The organism is Enterobacter cloacae complex sp. IR5418, assembly GCF_049238105.1.
GTDB lineage: Bacteria > Pseudomonadota > Gammaproteobacteria > Enterobacterales > Enterobacteriaceae > Enterobacter > Enterobacter hormaechei.
In genome coordinates, this window is record NZ_JBMKHS010000021.1 from 36,544 (window position 1) to 52,485 (window position 15,942).

At 55.3% G+C, this 15,942-nt stretch carries 13 protein-coding genes; all 13 read left to right on the forward strand.

All coding sequences use genetic code 11. The features are described 5' to 3' along the window. The first annotated feature begins 1 nt into the window (after position 1). The 13 genes from ACOTX7_RS16185 to rfbA all read left to right on the forward strand — a co-directional run bounded on the left by ACOTX7_RS16185 (position 2) and on the right by rfbA (position 15,941). Positions 2 to 481 carry a GDP-mannose mannosyl hydrolase gene (locus ACOTX7_RS16185; protein ID WP_065186924.1) on the forward strand — a complete coding sequence of 160 codons (480 nt, stop codon included), beginning with the start codon at positions 2 to 4 and terminating at the stop codon, positions 479 to 481. Further along, on the forward strand, positions 478 to 1,701 hold the full coding sequence (wcaI, locus tag ACOTX7_RS16190; protein WP_006811239.1) for a colanic acid biosynthesis fucosyltransferase WcaI: 1,224 nt from the start codon (positions 478 to 480) through the stop codon (positions 1,699 to 1,701). The genes ACOTX7_RS16185 and wcaI overlap by 4 nt, the downstream gene beginning before the upstream one ends. 3 nt (positions 1,702 to 1,704) lie before the next feature. Next, entirely contained in the window at positions 1,705 to 3,141 is a 1,437-nt protein-coding gene (gene cpsB, locus ACOTX7_RS16195) for a mannose-1-phosphate guanyltransferase (protein ID WP_006811238.1), read from the forward strand. Between the two features lie 109 nt (positions 3,142 to 3,250). After that, positions 3,251 to 4,621, forward strand: coding sequence for a colanic acid biosynthesis phosphomannomutase CpsG (gene cpsG, locus ACOTX7_RS16200; protein WP_047053469.1), 1,371 nt, complete (start codon positions 3,251 to 3,253; stop codon positions 4,619 to 4,621). A gap of 185 nt (positions 4,622 to 4,806) precedes the next feature. Next, positions 4,807 to 6,201 (forward strand): undecaprenyl-phosphate glucose phosphotransferase, encoded by a 1,395-nt coding sequence (wcaJ, locus tag ACOTX7_RS16205; RefSeq protein WP_221812912.1) that lies wholly within the window; start codon positions 4,807 to 4,809, stop codon positions 6,199 to 6,201. 1 nt (position 6,202) lies between these two features. Then, on the forward strand, positions 6,203 to 7,681 hold the full coding sequence (gene wzxC, locus ACOTX7_RS16210; RefSeq protein ID WP_006811235.1) for a colanic acid undecaprenyl disphosphate flippase WzxC: 1,479 nt from the start codon (positions 6,203 to 6,205) through the stop codon (positions 7,679 to 7,681). Between the two features lie 15 nt (positions 7,682 to 7,696). Next, entirely contained in the window at positions 7,697 to 8,977 is a 1,281-nt protein-coding gene (wcaK, locus tag ACOTX7_RS16215; RefSeq protein ID WP_006811234.1) for a colanic acid biosynthesis pyruvyl transferase WcaK, read from the forward strand. Next, positions 8,974 to 10,194 (forward strand): colanic acid biosynthesis glycosyltransferase WcaL, encoded by a 1,221-nt coding sequence (wcaL, locus tag ACOTX7_RS16220; protein WP_180250852.1) that lies wholly within the window; start codon positions 8,974 to 8,976, stop codon positions 10,192 to 10,194. Before wcaK ends, wcaL begins: the two co-directional genes overlap by 4 nt. Positions 10,195 to 10,206: 12 nt before the next feature. Further along, positions 10,207 to 11,598, forward strand: coding sequence for a colanic acid biosynthesis protein WcaM (wcaM, locus tag ACOTX7_RS16225; protein WP_221812914.1), 1,392 nt, complete (start codon positions 10,207 to 10,209; stop codon positions 11,596 to 11,598). 174 nt (positions 11,599 to 11,772) lie between these two features. Next, on the forward strand, positions 11,773 to 12,669 hold the full coding sequence (gene galF / locus ACOTX7_RS16230) for a GalU regulator GalF (protein ID WP_221812915.1): 897 nt from the start codon (positions 11,773 to 11,775) through the stop codon (positions 12,667 to 12,669). Positions 12,670 to 13,026: 357 nt separating this feature from the next. Beyond that, complete coding sequence (rfbB, locus tag ACOTX7_RS16235; protein WP_221812917.1) at positions 13,027 to 14,112, forward strand: dTDP-glucose 4,6-dehydratase; 1,086 nt, start codon at positions 13,027 to 13,029, stop codon at positions 14,110 to 14,112. After that, positions 14,112 to 15,011 carry a dTDP-4-dehydrorhamnose reductase gene (gene rfbD / locus ACOTX7_RS16240; protein ID WP_221812919.1) on the forward strand — a complete coding sequence of 300 codons (900 nt, stop codon included), beginning with the start codon at positions 14,112 to 14,114 and terminating at the stop codon, positions 15,009 to 15,011. The genes rfbB and rfbD overlap by 1 nt, the downstream gene beginning before the upstream one ends. Before the next feature lie 51 nt (positions 15,012 to 15,062). After that, on the forward strand, positions 15,063 to 15,941 hold the full coding sequence (gene rfbA, locus ACOTX7_RS16245; RefSeq protein ID WP_062728858.1) for a glucose-1-phosphate thymidylyltransferase RfbA: 879 nt from the start codon (positions 15,063 to 15,065) through the stop codon (positions 15,939 to 15,941). Position 15,942 lies beyond the last annotated feature (1 nt).

Consider the following 15,942-nt stretch of genomic DNA (forward strand, 5'->3'; position numbering starts at 1 on the left):
GATGTTTTTAAGTCAGGAAGATTTTGCCACGGTGGTGCGTTCCACTCCGCTCATCTCTATTGATTTGATTGTGGAGAACGAACGCGGCGAGTTCTTGCTGGGGAAACGAACCAATCGTCCTGCACAGGGCTTCTGGTTCGTGCCCGGCGGGCGCGTGCAGAAGGATGAGACGCTGACCGATGCGTTTGAGCGTCTCACTCTGGCGGAACTGGGCCTGCAACTGCCGATGGCAGCGGGCCAGTTTTACGGGGTCTGGCAGCACTTCTATGACGATAACTTTTCAGGCACCGGGTTCACCACGCACTACATTGTGCTGGGGTTCCGCCTGAAGGTGAGTGAGGCAGACCTGCGTCTGCCTGATTCTCAGCATGACGATTACCGCTGGTTAACGCCAGAGGCGCTGCTGGCAAGCGACAACGTCCATGACAACAGTCGGGCGTACTTCCTCGCGGAACGTCAGGCCGAGGTGCCAGGCCTATGAAAATCCTCGTCTACGGAATTAACTACTCCCCGGAGCTTACCGGTATCGGGAAATACACCGGTGAGATGGTCGAGTGGATGGCGAGCCAGGGACATGACGTGCGGGTGATTACTGCCCCGCCGTATTACCCGGAGTGGAAGGTAGGCGAACGCTATTCCAGCTGGCGCTACCGCCGCGAAGAGGGTGCCGCGACCGTCTGGCGCTGCCCGCTCTACGTGCCGAAACAGCCCTCGACGCTGAAACGTTTAATTCATCTGGGCAGCTTTGCCCTGAGCAGTTTTTTCCCGCTGATGGCGCAGCGTCGCTGGAAGCCGGATCGCATCATCGGCGTGGTGCCGACGCTGTTCTGCACGCCAGGCATGCGCCTGCTGGGAAAACTCTCCGGCGCGCGCACCCTGCTGCATATTCAGGATTATGAAGTGGACGCCATGCTCGGGCTGGGGATGGCCGGGAAAGGCAAGGGCGGCAAGGTGGCGAAGCTCGCCAGCGCCTTTGAGCGCAGCGGCCTGCACAACGTGGATTACGTCTCAACCATCTCGCGCTCAATGATGAACAAGGCGCAGGAGAAGGGCGTCCCGGCGGAAAAGGTGATCTTCTTTCCAAACTGGTCCGAAGTGGCGCGTTTCCGCGATGTGACAGAACACGATGCGCAGGCGTTACGCGCGCAGCTCGGGTTGCCTGCTGATCAAAAAATCATTCTTTACTCAGGCAACATCGGCGAAAAACAGGGGCTGGAGAGCGTGATTGACGCCGCGCTTCAGCTGAGCGAACACCCGTGGATGTTCGTGATTGTCGGGCAGGGCGGCGGTAAAGCGCGGCTGGAGAAAATGGCCAGCGAGCGCGGACTGACCAACATCCGCTTCTTCCCGCTTCAGTCGTATGACGCGCTGCCCGCGCTGCTGAAAATGGCGGATTGCCATCTGGTGGTGCAAAAACGCGGCGCGGCGGATGCGGTGCTGCCGTCCAAGCTGACCAACATTCTGGCGGTGGGCGGAAATGCGGTGATTACGGCAGAAGCCGCAACAGAATTAGGCCAGCTGTGTAACAGCTACCCGGGCATTGCCGTTTGCGTGGAGCCGGAATCGGTCCCTGCGCTGGTAACCGGCATTGAGCAGGCACTCGCCATGCCAAAAGAGAACACGGTGGCACGTGAATATGCCGAACGCACGCTCGAGAAAGAGAACGTGCTGAGCCAATTTATTGCAGATATACGGGGATAAATCATGAGTCAAACCACTTTGTATCCGGTCGTAATGGCGGGTGGATCCGGGAGCCGGTTGTGGCCACTGTCCCGCGTGCTTTATCCAAAACAGTTTCTGTGCCTGAAAGGCGACCTCACCATGCTGCAAACGACGGTTAACCGTCTGCACGGCGTGGAGTGTGAAAGCCCGGTGGTGATCTGTAACGAACAGCACCGCTTTATCGTGGCCGAGCAGCTGCGTCAGCTGAACAAGCTGACCGAAAATATCATTCTGGAGCCTGCCGGACGCAACACGGCGCCTGCGATCGCTCTGGCGGCGCTGGCGGCCAAACGCAGCAGCCCGGACTGCGATCCGCTGATGCTGGTGCTCGCGGCTGACCACGTCATCCAGCAGGAAGAGGCCTTCCGCGACGCGGTACGCGCGGCGATCCCTTACGCTGAGAACGGCAAGCTGGTGACCTTCGGTATCGTGCCGGATCTGCCGGAAACCGGCTACGGCTACATTCGCCGTGGTAGCGTAACGCCTGGCGAAGGTGACAGCGTGGCCTTTGACGTGGCGCAGTTTGTCGAAAAACCGAATCTGGAAACCGCGCAGGCCTACGTGGCCAGCGGGGAATACTACTGGAACAGCGGTATGTTCCTGTTCCGCGCCGGTCGCTACCTGGAAGAGCTGGAAAAATATCGCCCGGATATCTTAAGCGCCTGCGAAAAAGCGATGGCGGTGGTGGATCCGGATCTCGATTTTATCCGCGTGGATGAAGAATCCTTCCTCGCCTGTCCGGAAGAGTCTATTGACTATGCGGTGATGGAGCGCACGGCAGATGCGGTCGTGGTGCCGATGGATGCAGGCTGGAGCGATGTTGGCTCCTGGTCGTCTCTGTGGGAGATCAGCGCGCATACCCCGGAGGGTAACGTCCATCACGGGGATGTGATCAGCCACAAAACGGAAAACAGCTATGTCTACGCCGAGTCTGGCCTCGTCACCACGGTCGGGGTGAAAGATCTGGTGGTCGTGCAGACCAAAGATGCGGTGTTGATTGCTGACCGTAACGCCGTGCAGGACGTTAAAAAAGTGGTGGAGCAGATCAAGGCTGACGGCCGTCACGAACACCATATCCACCGGGAAGTCTACCGTCCGTGGGGCAAATATGACTCCATCGACGCTGGCGAGCGTTACCAGGTGAAACGCATCACCGTGAAGCCGGGTGAAGGGCTGTCGGTGCAGATGCACCATCACCGCGCCGAACACTGGGTGGTGGTGGCAGGGACCGCCAAAGTGACCATCGACGGCGAAGTGAAGCTGCTCGGCGAAAACGAGTCCATTTATATTCCGCTGGGTGCCACGCACTGTCTGGAAAACCCGGGGAAAATTCCGCTCGACTTAATTGAGGTGCGTTCCGGCTCCTATCTGGAAGAGGACGACATCATCCGCTTCCAGGATCGCTACGGGCGCGTGTAGCCCTCCGCATCATGCCCGGTGGCGCTGCGCTTACCGGGCCTACGAATGACAAAAATAAATTTGGCCATTACATGGTCAGGGCCAACTGTTGCCTGAAAAAGGGGTCATCATGGAAAAATTAACCTGTTTTAAAGCCTACGATATTCGCGGCAAGCTGGGCGAAGAGCTGAACGAAGACATTGCGTGGCGCATCGGCCGCGCGTACGGCGAATACCTGAAACCACAAACTATCGTGCTGGGCGGCGACGTGCGTCTGACAAGCGAATCCCTGAAGCTGGCGCTGGCGAAAGGGCTACAGGACGCGGGCGTCGACGTGCTGGATATCGGCCTTTCCGGTACAGAAGAGATCTATTTTGCCACCTTCCACCTGGGCGTGGACGGCGGTATCGAAGTGACGGCCAGCCATAACCCGATGGACTACAACGGCATGAAGCTGGTGCGCAAGGGCGCGCGTCCTATCAGCGGCGACACCGGCCTGCGCGACGTGCAGCGTCTGGCCGAGGCCAACGATTTCCCGCCGGTTAACGAAGCCAGACGCGGCAGCTATAAGCAGATCAACCTGCAAAAAGAGTACATCGACCACCTGCTGGGCTACATCAACGTGGCAAACCTCAAACCGCTGAAGCTGGTGATTAACTCCGGTAACGGCGCGGCAGGCCCGGTTGTCGATGCACTTGAAGCCCGCTTTAAGGCGCTGAACGTGCCGGTGACCTTCGTCAAAGTACACAACACGCCTGACGGCAACTTCCCGAACGGTATCCCGAACCCGCTGCTGCCGGAGTGCCGCGACGACACTCGCAACGCGGTGATTGAGCACGGCGCCGATATGGGTATCGCCTTTGACGGCGATTTTGACCGCTGCTTCCTGTTCGACGAAAAAGGGCAGTTCATCGAAGGCTACTACATTGTCGGCCTGCTGGCGGAAGCGTTCCTCGAGAAAAACCCGGGGGCGAAGATCATTCACGATCCGCGTCTTTCCTGGAACACCGTCGACGTGGTGAAGGCCGCGGGCGGCGAGCCGGTGATGTCCAAAACCGGTCATGCGTTTATCAAAGAGCGTATGCGCGAGGAAGACGCCATCTACGGCGGCGAGATGAGCGCCCACCACTATTTCCGTGATTTTGCCTACTGCGACAGCGGGATGATCCCGTGGCTGCTGGTGACCGAGCTGCTGTGCCTGAAAGGGCAGAGCCTGGGTGAGCTGGTGCGCGACCGCATGGCGGCGTTCCCGGCCAGCGGCGAGATCAACAGCAAACTGGCACAGCCCGCGGAGGCCATCGCCCGTGTCGAACAGCACTTCGCCATTCATGCGCTGGAGATTGACCGTACGGACGGTATCAGCATGGCGTTCCCGCAGTGGCGCTTCAACCTGCGCTCCTCCAACACCGAGCCGGTGGTGCGCCTGAACGTGGAGTCCCGGGCCGATACCGCGCTGATGGAAGCGCGAACGAAGGACATTCTGGCGCTGTTGAATCAGTAATACGAAAACCTGAAAACTGCCCCTCACCCCAGCCCCCTCCCCAGAGGGGAGAGGGTGAAAAATGCTCCGAGCCGTGTCCTCGACCAGAGGGGAGAGGGTGAAAGACCGCACCGGACAGTCCCCTCTCCCCTCCGGGGAGAGGGTTAGGGTGAGGGGTAAGGTTTTGGTTGAATAAAGGAACAACGATGACAAATCTAAAAAAGCGCGAACGAGCGAGAACGAATGCATCGTTAATCTCTATGGTGCAGCGTTTTTCTGATATCACCATCATGGTCGGCGGACTGTGGGCGGTGTGTTGGGTCAGCGGGCAGTCGTTCTTATACATGCACTTGCTGATGGCGTTAATTGCGCTGGTGGTGTTCCAGATGATCGGCGGCATGACCGATTTCTATCGTTCATGGCGCGGCGTCAAAATGACCACCGAACTGATGCTGCTGCTTCAGAACTGGACCTTAAGCCTGGTTTTCAGCGCAGGCCTGGTGGCGTTCAGCCATGATTTTGATAACCGTCTTGTGACCTATCTCTGCTGGTACCTGTTAACCAGCATTGGCATGGTGGTCTGCCGCTCGCTGATCCGCTTCGGTGCGGGCTGGCTGCGCAACCGCGGATATAACCGTCGCTTCGTTGCCGTGGCGGGCGATCTGCCGGTCGGACAGGTATTGCTCGACAGCTTCCGCAAAGAGCCGTGGTTAGGTTTTGAAGTGGTCGGGATTTATCACGACGCGAAGCCCGGCGGCGTGCCGTCCGACTGGGCAGGTAACTACGAACAGCTTATTGACGACGCGAGAGCAGGGAAGATCCACAACGTCTATATCGCCATGCAGATGAAAGATGAATCCCGCATCAAGAAACTGATGCGCGAGCTGGCGGATACCACCTGCTCGGTGATCCTCATCCCGGATGTCTTTACCTTCAACATTCTCCATTCCCGCATTGAAGAAGTGAACGGCGTACCGGTTGTGCCGCTGTACGACACGCCGCTGTCGGGGATTAACCGTGTGCTGAAGCGCGTGGAAGATATCGTGCTTTCATCCCTGATCCTGCTGCTCATCTCCCCGGTGCTGTGCTGCATTGCACTGGCGGTGAAGCTCAGCTCTCCGGGGCCGATCATCTTCCGTCAGACCCGCTACGGCATGGACGGTAAGCCGATCATGGTGTGGAAATTCCGCTCCATGAAGGTGATGGAGAACGACAAGGTAGTGACCCAGGCGACGCAGAACGATCCGCGCGTGACCCGTGTGGGCAACTTCCTGCGCCGTACCTCGCTCGATGAGCTGCCGCAGTTCATCAACGTGTTTACCGGCGGGATGTCCATCGTCGGGCCACGTCCTCACGCCGTGGCTCATAACGAGCAGTACCGTACCCTGATTGAAGGCTACATGCTGCGCCACAAGGTGAAGCCGGGCATCACCGGCTGGGCGCAGATCAACGGCTGGCGCGGCGAGACCGACACGCTGGAAAAAATGGAAAAACGTATCGAGTTCGATCTGGAGTACATCCGCGAGTGGAGCCTCTGGTTTGATATCAAGATTGTTTTTCTGACCATTTTCAAAGGCTTCGTGAACAAAGCGGCGTATTAAGATGAGCTTACGAGAAAAAACCATCAGCGGCGCGAAATGGTCAGCGATGGCGACCATCATCATCATTGGCCTCGGTCTGGTGCAGATGACGGTGCTGGCGCGCATTATCGATAATCACCAGTTTGGTCTGCTGACCGTCTCGCTGGTGATTATCGCCCTCGCCGATACGCTGTCGGACTTTGGTATCGCCAACTCCATTATCCAGCGCAAAGAGATCAGCCATCTGGAGCTGACCACGCTCTACTGGCTGAACGTCGGGCTGGGCATCTTCGTCTTTGTGCTGGTGTTTCTGCTGAGCGATGCGATTGCCGGTGTGCTGCACAACCCGGACCTGGCGCCACTGATGCGCACGCTGTCGTTTGCGTTCGTGGTGATCCCGCACGGGCAGCAGTTCCGCGCGCTGATGCAAAAAGAGCTGGAGTTCAACAAGATCGGCATGATTGAAACCAGCGCTGTGCTGGCGGGCTTTACCTTCACCGTGGTCAGCGCTCATTTCTGGCCGCTGGCAATGACCGCTATCCTCGGCTACCTCGTAAACTCTGCCGTGCGCACGCTGCTGTTCGGCTTCTTTGGCCGCAAGATTTATCGCCCGGGGCTGCATTTTTCGCTGGCGTCTGTTTCATCCAACCTGCGCTTCGGCGCGTGGCTGACCGCAGACAGTATTATCAACTATGTGAATACTAACCTCTCCACGCTGGTGCTGGCGCGCATTCTGGGCGCCAGCGTCGCGGGTGGCTATAACCTGGCGTATAACGTCGCGGTTGTCCCGCCGATGAAGCTCAACCCTATCATTACCCGCGTGCTGTTCCCGGCGTTCGCTAAAATTCAGGACGATACCGAGAAGCTGCGCGTGAACTTTTACAAGCTGCTCTCCGTGGTGGGGATCATAAACTTTCCGGTCCTGCTGGGGCTGATGGTGGTCGCCAGCAATTTTGTGCCGCTGGTGTTTGGTGAGAAATGGAACGGCATCATCCCGATCCTGCAACTGCTGTGCGTCGTGGGGCTGCTGCGCTCGGTGGGGAACCCGATTGGTTCTCTGCTGATGGCGAAGGCGCGCGTGGATATCAGCTTTAAGTTCAACGTATTTAAAACCTTCCTGTTTATTCCGGCAATTATTGTGGGCGGTCACACGGCGGGCGCCATTGGCGTGACGCTCGGCTTCCTGCTGGTGCAGATCGTCAATACCGTGCTGAGCTACTTCGTGATGATCAAACCGGTGCTGGGCTCCAGCTACCGTCAGTACATCCTCAGCCTGTGGCTGCCGTTTTATCTCTCATTACCGACGCTTGCGGTGAGCTACGGCCTGGGTGTGGTGCTCAACGGGCATCTGCCGCTGGCGGCGCTGCTTGCGGTGCAGGTCGCGGCCGGTGCGCTGGCGTTCGGCGTGATGATTGTGCTGTCGCGCAATGCGCTGGTGGTGGAGATGAAGCGCCAGTTTTGCCGTAACGAAAAAATGAAAACGCTGCTTCGCGCAGGCTAATTTTACGAGGCCATTATGAAATTACTTATTCTTGGCAACCATACCTGCGGCAACCGTGGCGACAGCGCCATCCTGCGCGGTTTACTGGATGCAATTAACACCCTTAAGCCTGAGACTGAAGTGGATGTGATGAGCCGTTATCCGGTCAGCTCATCCTGGTTACTCAACCGCCCGGTGATGGGCGACCCGCTCTACAGCCAGATGAAACAGCACAACAACGCCGCGGGCGTGATGGGGCGCGTGAAGAAAGTGCTGCGCCGTCGCTACCAGCATCAGGTGTTGCTTTCTCGCGTGACCGACACCGGCAAGCTGCGCAATATTGCCATCGCGCAGGGTTTTACCGATTTTGTCCGCCTGCTGTCTGGCTATGACGCGATTATTCAGGTCGGCGGATCGTTCTTCGTCGATCTCTACGGCGTGCCGCAGTTTGAGCATGCGCTTTGTACGTTTATGGCGAAAAAGCCGCTATTCATGATCGGCCACAGCGTCGGGCCATTCCAGGATCCACAGTTCAACCAGCTGGCAAACTATGTCTTCGGCCACTGCGACGCGCTGATCCTGCGTGAATCGGTCAGCCTCGACATGATGAAGCGCAGTGAAATCGACACCACCAAAGTGGAGCACGGTGTGGACACCGCCTGGCTGGTGGATCATCAGGATGACAGTTTCCAGGCCAGCTATGCTGTACAGCACTGGCTGGACGTGGCGGCAAAGCAGAAAACCGTCGCCATTACCCTGCGTGAACTTGCGCCGTTCGATAAACGCCTCGGCACGACCCAGGCGGCCTACGAGAAAGCTTTTGCCGACGTGGTGAACCGCGTACTGGACAGCGGTTACCAGGTGCTGGCGCTCTCCACCTGTACCGGTATCGACAGCTACAACAAAGATGACCGCATGGTGGCGCTGAACCTGCGCAACCTGGTGAACGATCCGTCCCGTTATCACGTGGTGATGGACGAACTCAACGATCTGGAGATGGGCAAGCTGCTCTCTGCCTGCGACCTGACCGTCGGCACGCGTCTGCACTCGGCGATCATTTCAATGAACTTCGGCACGCCAGCCATCGCCATTAACTATGAGCACAAGTCAGCGGGCATTATGCAGCAGCTCGGCATGCCGGAAATGGCCGTCGATATTCGTCATCTGCTGGACGGATCGCTCGGTGCGATGGTGGGCGACACGCTCGGCCAGCTGCCTGCGATCAACGAGCGTCTGGCGGTGGCGGTCAAAGCCGAACGCGAAAAAGGCATTGGGATGGTGAAATCCGTACTCGACCGCGTCCGGGAGGGGAAATGAAGGTTGGTTTCTTCTTACTGAAATTTCCGCTGTCGTCTGAAACTTTTGTGCTGAACCAAATCACCGCGTTTATCGATATGGGGTATGACGTGGAGATTATCGCCCTGCAAAAGGGCGATACGCAGAACACCCATGCGGCGTATACCCAGTATGGACTGGAGGCGAAAACCCGCTGGTTGCAGGATGAACCGAGCGGACGGATGAACAAACTGCGCCATCGCGCCAGCCAGACGCTGCGCGGCCTTCATCGCGCCTCGACGTGGCGGGCGCTGAATATGTCGCGCTATGGGGCGGAGGCGCGCAACCTGATCCTCTCCGCTATTTGCGGGCAAACGGCTCAGCCCTACCGGGCCGATGTCTTTATCGCCCACTTTGGCCCGGCGGGCGTAACGGCGGCAAAACTGCGTGAGCTGGGGGTGATTGACGGCAAAATCGCAACCATTTTCCACGGTATCGACATCTCCAGCCGGGAAGTGCTGAACCACTACACGCCGGAATATCAGCAGCTGTTTCGCCGCGGCGACATGATGCTGCCGATAAGCGACCTGTGGGCCGGACGCCTGAAAACCATGGGTTGCCCGAGCGAGAAAATCACCGTTTCACGCATGGGCGTGGACATGGAACGCTTCACCCAGCGACCGGTCAAGGTGCCGGGCAAGCCGCTGCAAATTATCTCTGTTGCCCGCCTGACCGAAAAGAAAGGGCTGCACGTGGCTATTGAAGCTTGTCGCCAGCTGAAGGCGCGCGGCGTGGACTTTCACTACCGCATCCTGGGTATCGGGCCGTGGGAACGTCGGCTACGCACGCTGATTGAACAGTATCAGCTGGAAGACGTGGTTGAGATGCCGGGCTTCAAGCCGAGCCACGAAGTGAAGGCCATGCTTGATGACGCGGATGTGTTCCTGCTGCCTTCCGTGACCGGCGCCGATGGCGATATGGAAGGCATTCCCGTGGCGCTGATGGAGGCGATGGCGGTTGGCATTCCGGTGGTTTCGACCCTGCACAGCGGGATCCCGGAGCTGATCACCTCTGAACACTCCGGCTGGCTGGTCCCTGAAAACAATGCGCTGGCGCTGGCGGACCGTCTGGCCGCGTTCAGTGATATCGATCAGCAGACGCTGATCCCTGTGCTGCAAAATGCGCGGCAAAAAGTTGAAGCAGAATTCAATCAGCAGGTGATTAATCGCCAGTTAGCGAGCCTGCTGCAAACGCTGTAACGCTGAGGTTGTATGCTGAAAAAGATTACCCGACGCCGATTTGTCTCTTCTTTATCCGTCCTGGCTGCCATGCCGCTGTTGTCGCCCCGCGCTGCGCGGGCGGCGACCGGGAAGACGGTTTCTGTCGATCGCTACAACAATCACGACTGGATCGCCGCCTTTAAGCAGGCCTTTGCCGAGGGCGATACCGTTGTTGTTCCCGCCGGGTTAACCTGTGAAAACATCAATACCGGCATTTTTATTCCTGACGGGAAAACTCTGCTGATCCGCGGTGCGCTGAAGGGCAACGGCCGCGGGCGGTTTGTGCTTCAGGAAGGCTGCAAGGTCATTGGGGAAGGAGTGGGGCGCACGCATAACATCACGCTGGACGTGCGTGGCTCCGACTGTGTCATTAAGGGGCTGGCAATGAGCGGCTTCGGCCCCGTCACCCAGATCTACATCGGCGGCAAGAAGCCGCGGGTCATGCGCAATTTGCTCATTGATAACATCAATGTTTCACAGGCCAACTACGCTATTCTGCGCCAGGGTTTCCATAATCAGGTGGACGGTGCGCGCATTACCAACAGTAAATTCAGCCATTTGCAGGGTGATGCGATTGAGTGGAACGTGGCGATTAATGACCGCAATATTCTGATCTCTGACCATGTTATCGACAACATCAACTGCACAAACGGCAAGATCAACTGGGGCATAGGCATTGGGCTGGCTGGCAGTACCTACGATAATGACTATCCGGAACAGCAGACCGTTAAAAACTTCGTCGTGGCAAATATCACCGGCAGCAACTGTCGGCAGTTGGTCCATGTCGAAAACGGTAAACACTTTGTGATCCGTAATATCAAGGCCAGCAATATTACCCCTGACTTCAGTAAAAAGGCCGGAATTGATAACGCGACGGTAGCTATTTATGGCTGTGATAATTTCGTTATTGATAATGTCGATATGGTGAACAGCGCCGGAATGCTAATCGGCTATGGCGTGATTAAGGGCGATTACCTCTCAATACCGCAGAACTTCAAACTTAACGATATTCGCCTGGATAACCGGGAGCTTGCGTATAAGCTGCGCGGGATCCAGATTTCCTCCGGCAATGCCACGTCGTTTGTTGCCATCACCAACGTCAACATGCAGCGCGCAACGCTTGAGCTGCACAACAAGCCACAGCACCTTTTCTTGCGTAATATCAACGTGATGCAGGAGGCAGCGACGGGGCCTGCACTTAAGATGAACTTCGATTTGCGCAAAGACGTGCGCGGGAAGTTTATGGCTAAAAACGAGACGCTGTTGTCACTGGCGAACATTCATGCAGTAAATGAAAAGGGACAGAGTTCGGTCGATATTGATCGGGTCGATCAACACGTGGTGAATACGGAACGGTTGAATTTTGCGCTGCCACACAGGTAATCATGCAGACTATTTTGCGACTATTCCTGGAACAGGATCGCGATCTATTCAGATTACAACTACTGTAATTTGTGGTGGGGTGACTTAGGATTACTTCATATTTACGGCAAAACATGCTGGCGAAAACAGGTTTAAAAGCTATAATTCGTCAACCATTTTAAGGTGGAAGAAATAATGATTAATTTGAAAGCAGTCATACCGGTAGCGGGTTTGGGCATGCACATGTTGCCCGCCACAAAGGCCATTCCTAAAGAGATGCTGCCGATCGTTGACAAGCCGATGATTCAGTACATCGTCGACGAGATTGTTGCTGCGGGGATCAAAGAAATCGTTCTGGTGACGCACTCTTCGAAGAATGCCGTTGAGAACCACTTCGACACCTCTTATGAACTCGAAGCGCTGCTTGAGCAGCGCGTTAAGCGTCAGCTTCTGGCAGAAGTTCAGTCTATCTGTCCTCCTGGCGTGACCATCATGAACGTGCGTCAGGCACAGCCGCTGGGTCTGGGCCACTCGATTCTGTGCGCGCGTCCGGTAGTGGGTGATAACCCGTTTATCGTGGTTCTGCCGGACATCATCATTGATAACGCCTCTGCCGATCCGCTGCGTTATAACCTGGCGGCAATGGTTGCTCGTTTCAACGAGACGGGCCGCAGCCAGGTGCTGGCGAAACGTATGAAGGGCGATCTCTCTGAGTACTCGGTTATTCAGACTAAAGAGCCGCTGGAGACGGAAGGGCAGGTGAGCCGTATCGTTGAGTTTATCGAAAAACCCGATCAGCCGCAGACCCTGGACTCCGATCTGATGGCGGTAGGCCGTTATGTGCTGAATGCGGATATCTGGGCTGAGCTGGAAAAAACCGAGCCGGGAGCCTGGGATCGTATCCAGCTGACCGATGCGATTGCCGAGCTGGGGAAGAAGCAGTCGGTTGATGCGATGCTGATGACCGGTGACAGCTACGACTGCGGTAAGAAAATGGGGTATATGCAGGCGTTTGTGAACTATGGCCTGCGTAACCTGAAGGAAGGGGCGAAGTTCAGAAGCCGTATTGAGAAGTTGCTGGCTGAAGGCTGATACTTCTTCGCAGCCTGAAAGACGTCATGCGCGGCAGCGATCATTTTAGTTATGTTGTTACATAACCAAAATGATGGCTGCCGCTTTTTATTATTAATTCTCATGATAACAGAGAGTTGCCTGCTTCAAATCTGGGCTGATTTGTAACGATTTGTGCTTGTTTCCGAGTCCATTTAGGACGACAATTAACGCCAGTTTTTGTCTGAAAACAGACAGTCAATTCTATATTCAACACTCGCTCAGTGCACTGGTAGCTGTCAAGCCAGGGGCGGTAGCGTGCATAATTTCTAATCCTGAATTAATACCGGGATTCAGAACGCCAATATCTCGACATATCTACAAAACGGAATAGATAACGTGAAAATTCTTGTGACGGGTGGAGCTGGCTTTATCGGCTCAGCGGTTGTACGACATATTATTACTAATACCCAGGATGAAGTCGTCAACGTGGATAAACTGACGTATGCCGGTAACCTGGAATCCCTTAACGATGTCAGCGCCAGCGAACGTTATGTGTTTGAGCATGCAGATATTTGTGATAAAGCGGCTATGGACCGTATTTTTGCTGAACATAAACCGGATGCGGTAATGCATCTGGCGGCAGAAAGCCACGTTGACCGTTCCATTACTGGCCCGGCGGCATTCATTGAAACCAACATTGTCGGGACCTATGTGCTTCTGGAAGCCGCCCGTGCTTACTGGTCAACCCTTGATGACGCGGCGAAAAAAGCGTTTCGTTTCCATCATATCTCCACCGATGAAGTGTACGGCGATCTGCCGCATCCGGATGAACAGCCGGCATCCTCAGAACTCCCGCTGTTCACTGAAACCACAGCCTACGCGCCAAGCAGCCCATACTCTGCCTCCAAAGCGTCCAGCGACCATCTGGTTCGCGCCTGGCTGCGCACCTACGGTTTCCCGACGATTGTCACCAATTGTTCAAACAACTACGGTCCGTATCATTTCCCGGAAAAGCTGATCCCGCTGGTGATCCTGAACGCGCTGGACGGAAAAGCGCTGCCGATTTATGGCAAAGGCGACCAGATCCGCGACTGGCTCTATGTTGAAGACCATGCCCGTGCGCTTTACACCGTTGTGACTCAGGGTAAAACGGGGGAAACTTACAACATCGGTGGTCACAACGAAAAGCAGAACCTGGACGTTGTGCACACTATTTGCGATTTGCTGGATGAAATCGTGCCGAAAAAAGGCTCTTACCGCGATCAAATTATTTATGTTGCCGATCGTCCAGGACATGACCGCCGCTATGCGATCGATGCGCATAAAATTGGGGTGGAGCTGGGCTGGAAGCCTGAAGAGACGTTTGAAAGCGGAATTCGTAAGACTGTGGAATGGTATCTGAGCAATCAGGAGTGGGTTAACAACGTTAAAAGTGGTGCTTATAAAACCTGGATCGAACAGAACTACGGGGAACGTCAATAATGAACATTCTTCTGTTCGGCAAAACAGGGCAGGTAGGCTGGGAGCTTCTGCGCGCGCTGGCTCCACTTGGCAATCTGATTGCGCTTGATGTGCATTCTAAAGATTACTGCGGCGATTTCAGCAACCCGGAAGGGATTGCTGAGACGGTTCGTAATATAAAACCTGACGTGATCGTCAACGCAGCCGCACATACCGCAGTGGATAAAGCAGAGTCGGAACCAGATTTTGCGCAGTTACTGAATGCGATAAGCGTTGAGGCTATCGCGAAAGAAGCTGCAAAGATCGGCGCCTGGGTTGTTCACTACTCCACGGATTACGTCTTCCCGGGTGATGGTGAAACCCCCTGGAGTGAAACGGATGCGACGGCACCGCTGAATGTTTATGGTCAGACGAAACTGAATGGCGAAAAAGCATTGCAGGATAACTGCCCTAATCACCTGATTTTCCGCACAAGCTGGGTATATGCAGGTAAAGGCAACAATTTTGCCAAGACCATGCTGCGTCTGGCTAAAGAACGCAAAGAACTTTCTGTCATTAACGATCAGGTGGGTGCCCCAACAGGCGCTGAGCTGTTAGCCGATTGTACCGCCCACGCCATTCGTGTCGCGATGGTGAAACCAGAAGTTGCCGGGCTTTACCATCTGGTCGCTTCTGAGACGACAACCTGGTACGACTATGCGGCGTTGGTGTTTGAGGAAGCCCAAAAGGCAGGCGTTGAGTTGGCGATTGAAAAACTCAATGCTGTTCCGACAAGCGCTTACCCGACACCTGCTCGCCGGCCGCAGAATTCACGGTTAAGCACAGAGAAATTCCAGCATAACTTTGGTCTGGTATTGCCAGCATGGGATGTTGGCGTGAAGCGCATGTTAGCTGAGCTTTTTACAGCCCAATCACTTTAATCATTAAATAAATGCCCGGATTCGGGCATTTTGCGTTACAGAGAAATTATAATGGCTACGCGTAAAGGTATTATTCTTGCTGGTGGATCCGGCACTCGTCTCTACCCTGTGACTATGGCGGTGAGTAAACAACTGCTGCCCATTTACGACAAACCAATGATTTACTATCCGCTGTCTACACTGATGCTGGCAGGGATTAAAGACATTCTGATCATCAGTACGCCACAGGATACCCCGCGCTTTGAACAGCTTCTGGGCGACGGCAGTCAGTGGGGATTAAACCTTCAGTATAAAGTACAGCCAAGCCCTGATGGACTGGCTCAGGCCTTTATTATTGGCGAAGAGTTCATTGGTGACGACAACTGTGCGCTGGTGCTGGGCGATAATATTTTCTACGGCCATGACCTGCCTAAACAGCTGGAAGCCGCAGTGAGTAAAGGCGACGGTGCAACGGTATTCGCCTATCACGTCAACGATCCTGAACGTTATGGCGTAGTGGAGTTCGATAAAAATGGTACGGCCATCAGTCTGGAAGAGAAGCCGCTGGAACCTAAAAGCAACTATGCTGTAACGGGTCTTTATTTCTACGACAATGATGTAGTGGAAATGGCGAAGAACCTTAAGCCTTCAGCGCGCGGTGAGTTGGAAATTACCGATATTAACCGTATCTACCTTGAGCAGGGCCGTCTGTCTGTAGCGATGATGGGACGAGGCTATGCCTGGCTGGATACCGGTACGCATCAGAGCCTGATTGAAGCGAGCAACTTTATTGCGACCATCGAAGAACGTCAGGGGCTTAAAGTCTCCTGTCCGGAAGAGATTGCTTTTCGTAAGGGATTTATTGATGCAGAGCAGGTAAAGATACTGGCTGAACCTCTCAAAAAAAATGCCTATGGCCAGTATTTGCTCAAAATGATTAAAGGTTATTAAT

Excerpts from the sequence above, each read along its gene's own strand:
- ACOTX7_RS16185 (WP_065186924.1), top strand. The coding sequence starts at position 2 with ATGTTTTTAAGTCAGGAAGATTTTGCCACGGTGGTGCGTTCCACTCCG.
- wcaI (WP_006811239.1), top strand. The coding sequence starts at position 478 with ATGAAAATCCTCGTCTACGGAATTAACTACTCCCCGGAGCTTACCGGT.
- cpsB (WP_006811238.1), top strand. The coding sequence starts at position 1,705 with ATGAGTCAAACCACTTTGTATCCGGTCGTAATGGCGGGTGGATCCGGG.
- cpsG (WP_047053469.1), top strand. The coding sequence starts at position 3,251 with ATGGAAAAATTAACCTGTTTTAAAGCCTACGATATTCGCGGCAAGCTG.
- wcaJ (WP_221812912.1), top strand. The coding sequence starts at position 4,807 with ATGACAAATCTAAAAAAGCGCGAACGAGCGAGAACGAATGCATCGTTA.
- wzxC (WP_006811235.1), top strand. The coding sequence starts at position 6,203 with ATGAGCTTACGAGAAAAAACCATCAGCGGCGCGAAATGGTCAGCGATG.
- wcaK (WP_006811234.1), top strand. The coding sequence starts at position 7,697 with ATGAAATTACTTATTCTTGGCAACCATACCTGCGGCAACCGTGGCGAC.
- wcaL (WP_180250852.1), top strand. The coding sequence starts at position 8,974 with ATGAAGGTTGGTTTCTTCTTACTGAAATTTCCGCTGTCGTCTGAAACT.
- wcaM (WP_221812914.1), top strand. The coding sequence starts at position 10,207 with ATGCTGAAAAAGATTACCCGACGCCGATTTGTCTCTTCTTTATCCGTC.
- galF (WP_221812915.1), top strand. The coding sequence starts at position 11,773 with ATGATTAATTTGAAAGCAGTCATACCGGTAGCGGGTTTGGGCATGCAC.
- rfbD (WP_221812919.1), top strand. The coding sequence starts at position 14,112 with ATGAACATTCTTCTGTTCGGCAAAACAGGGCAGGTAGGCTGGGAGCTT.
- rfbA (WP_062728858.1), top strand. The coding sequence starts at position 15,063 with ATGGCTACGCGTAAAGGTATTATTCTTGCTGGTGGATCCGGCACTCGT.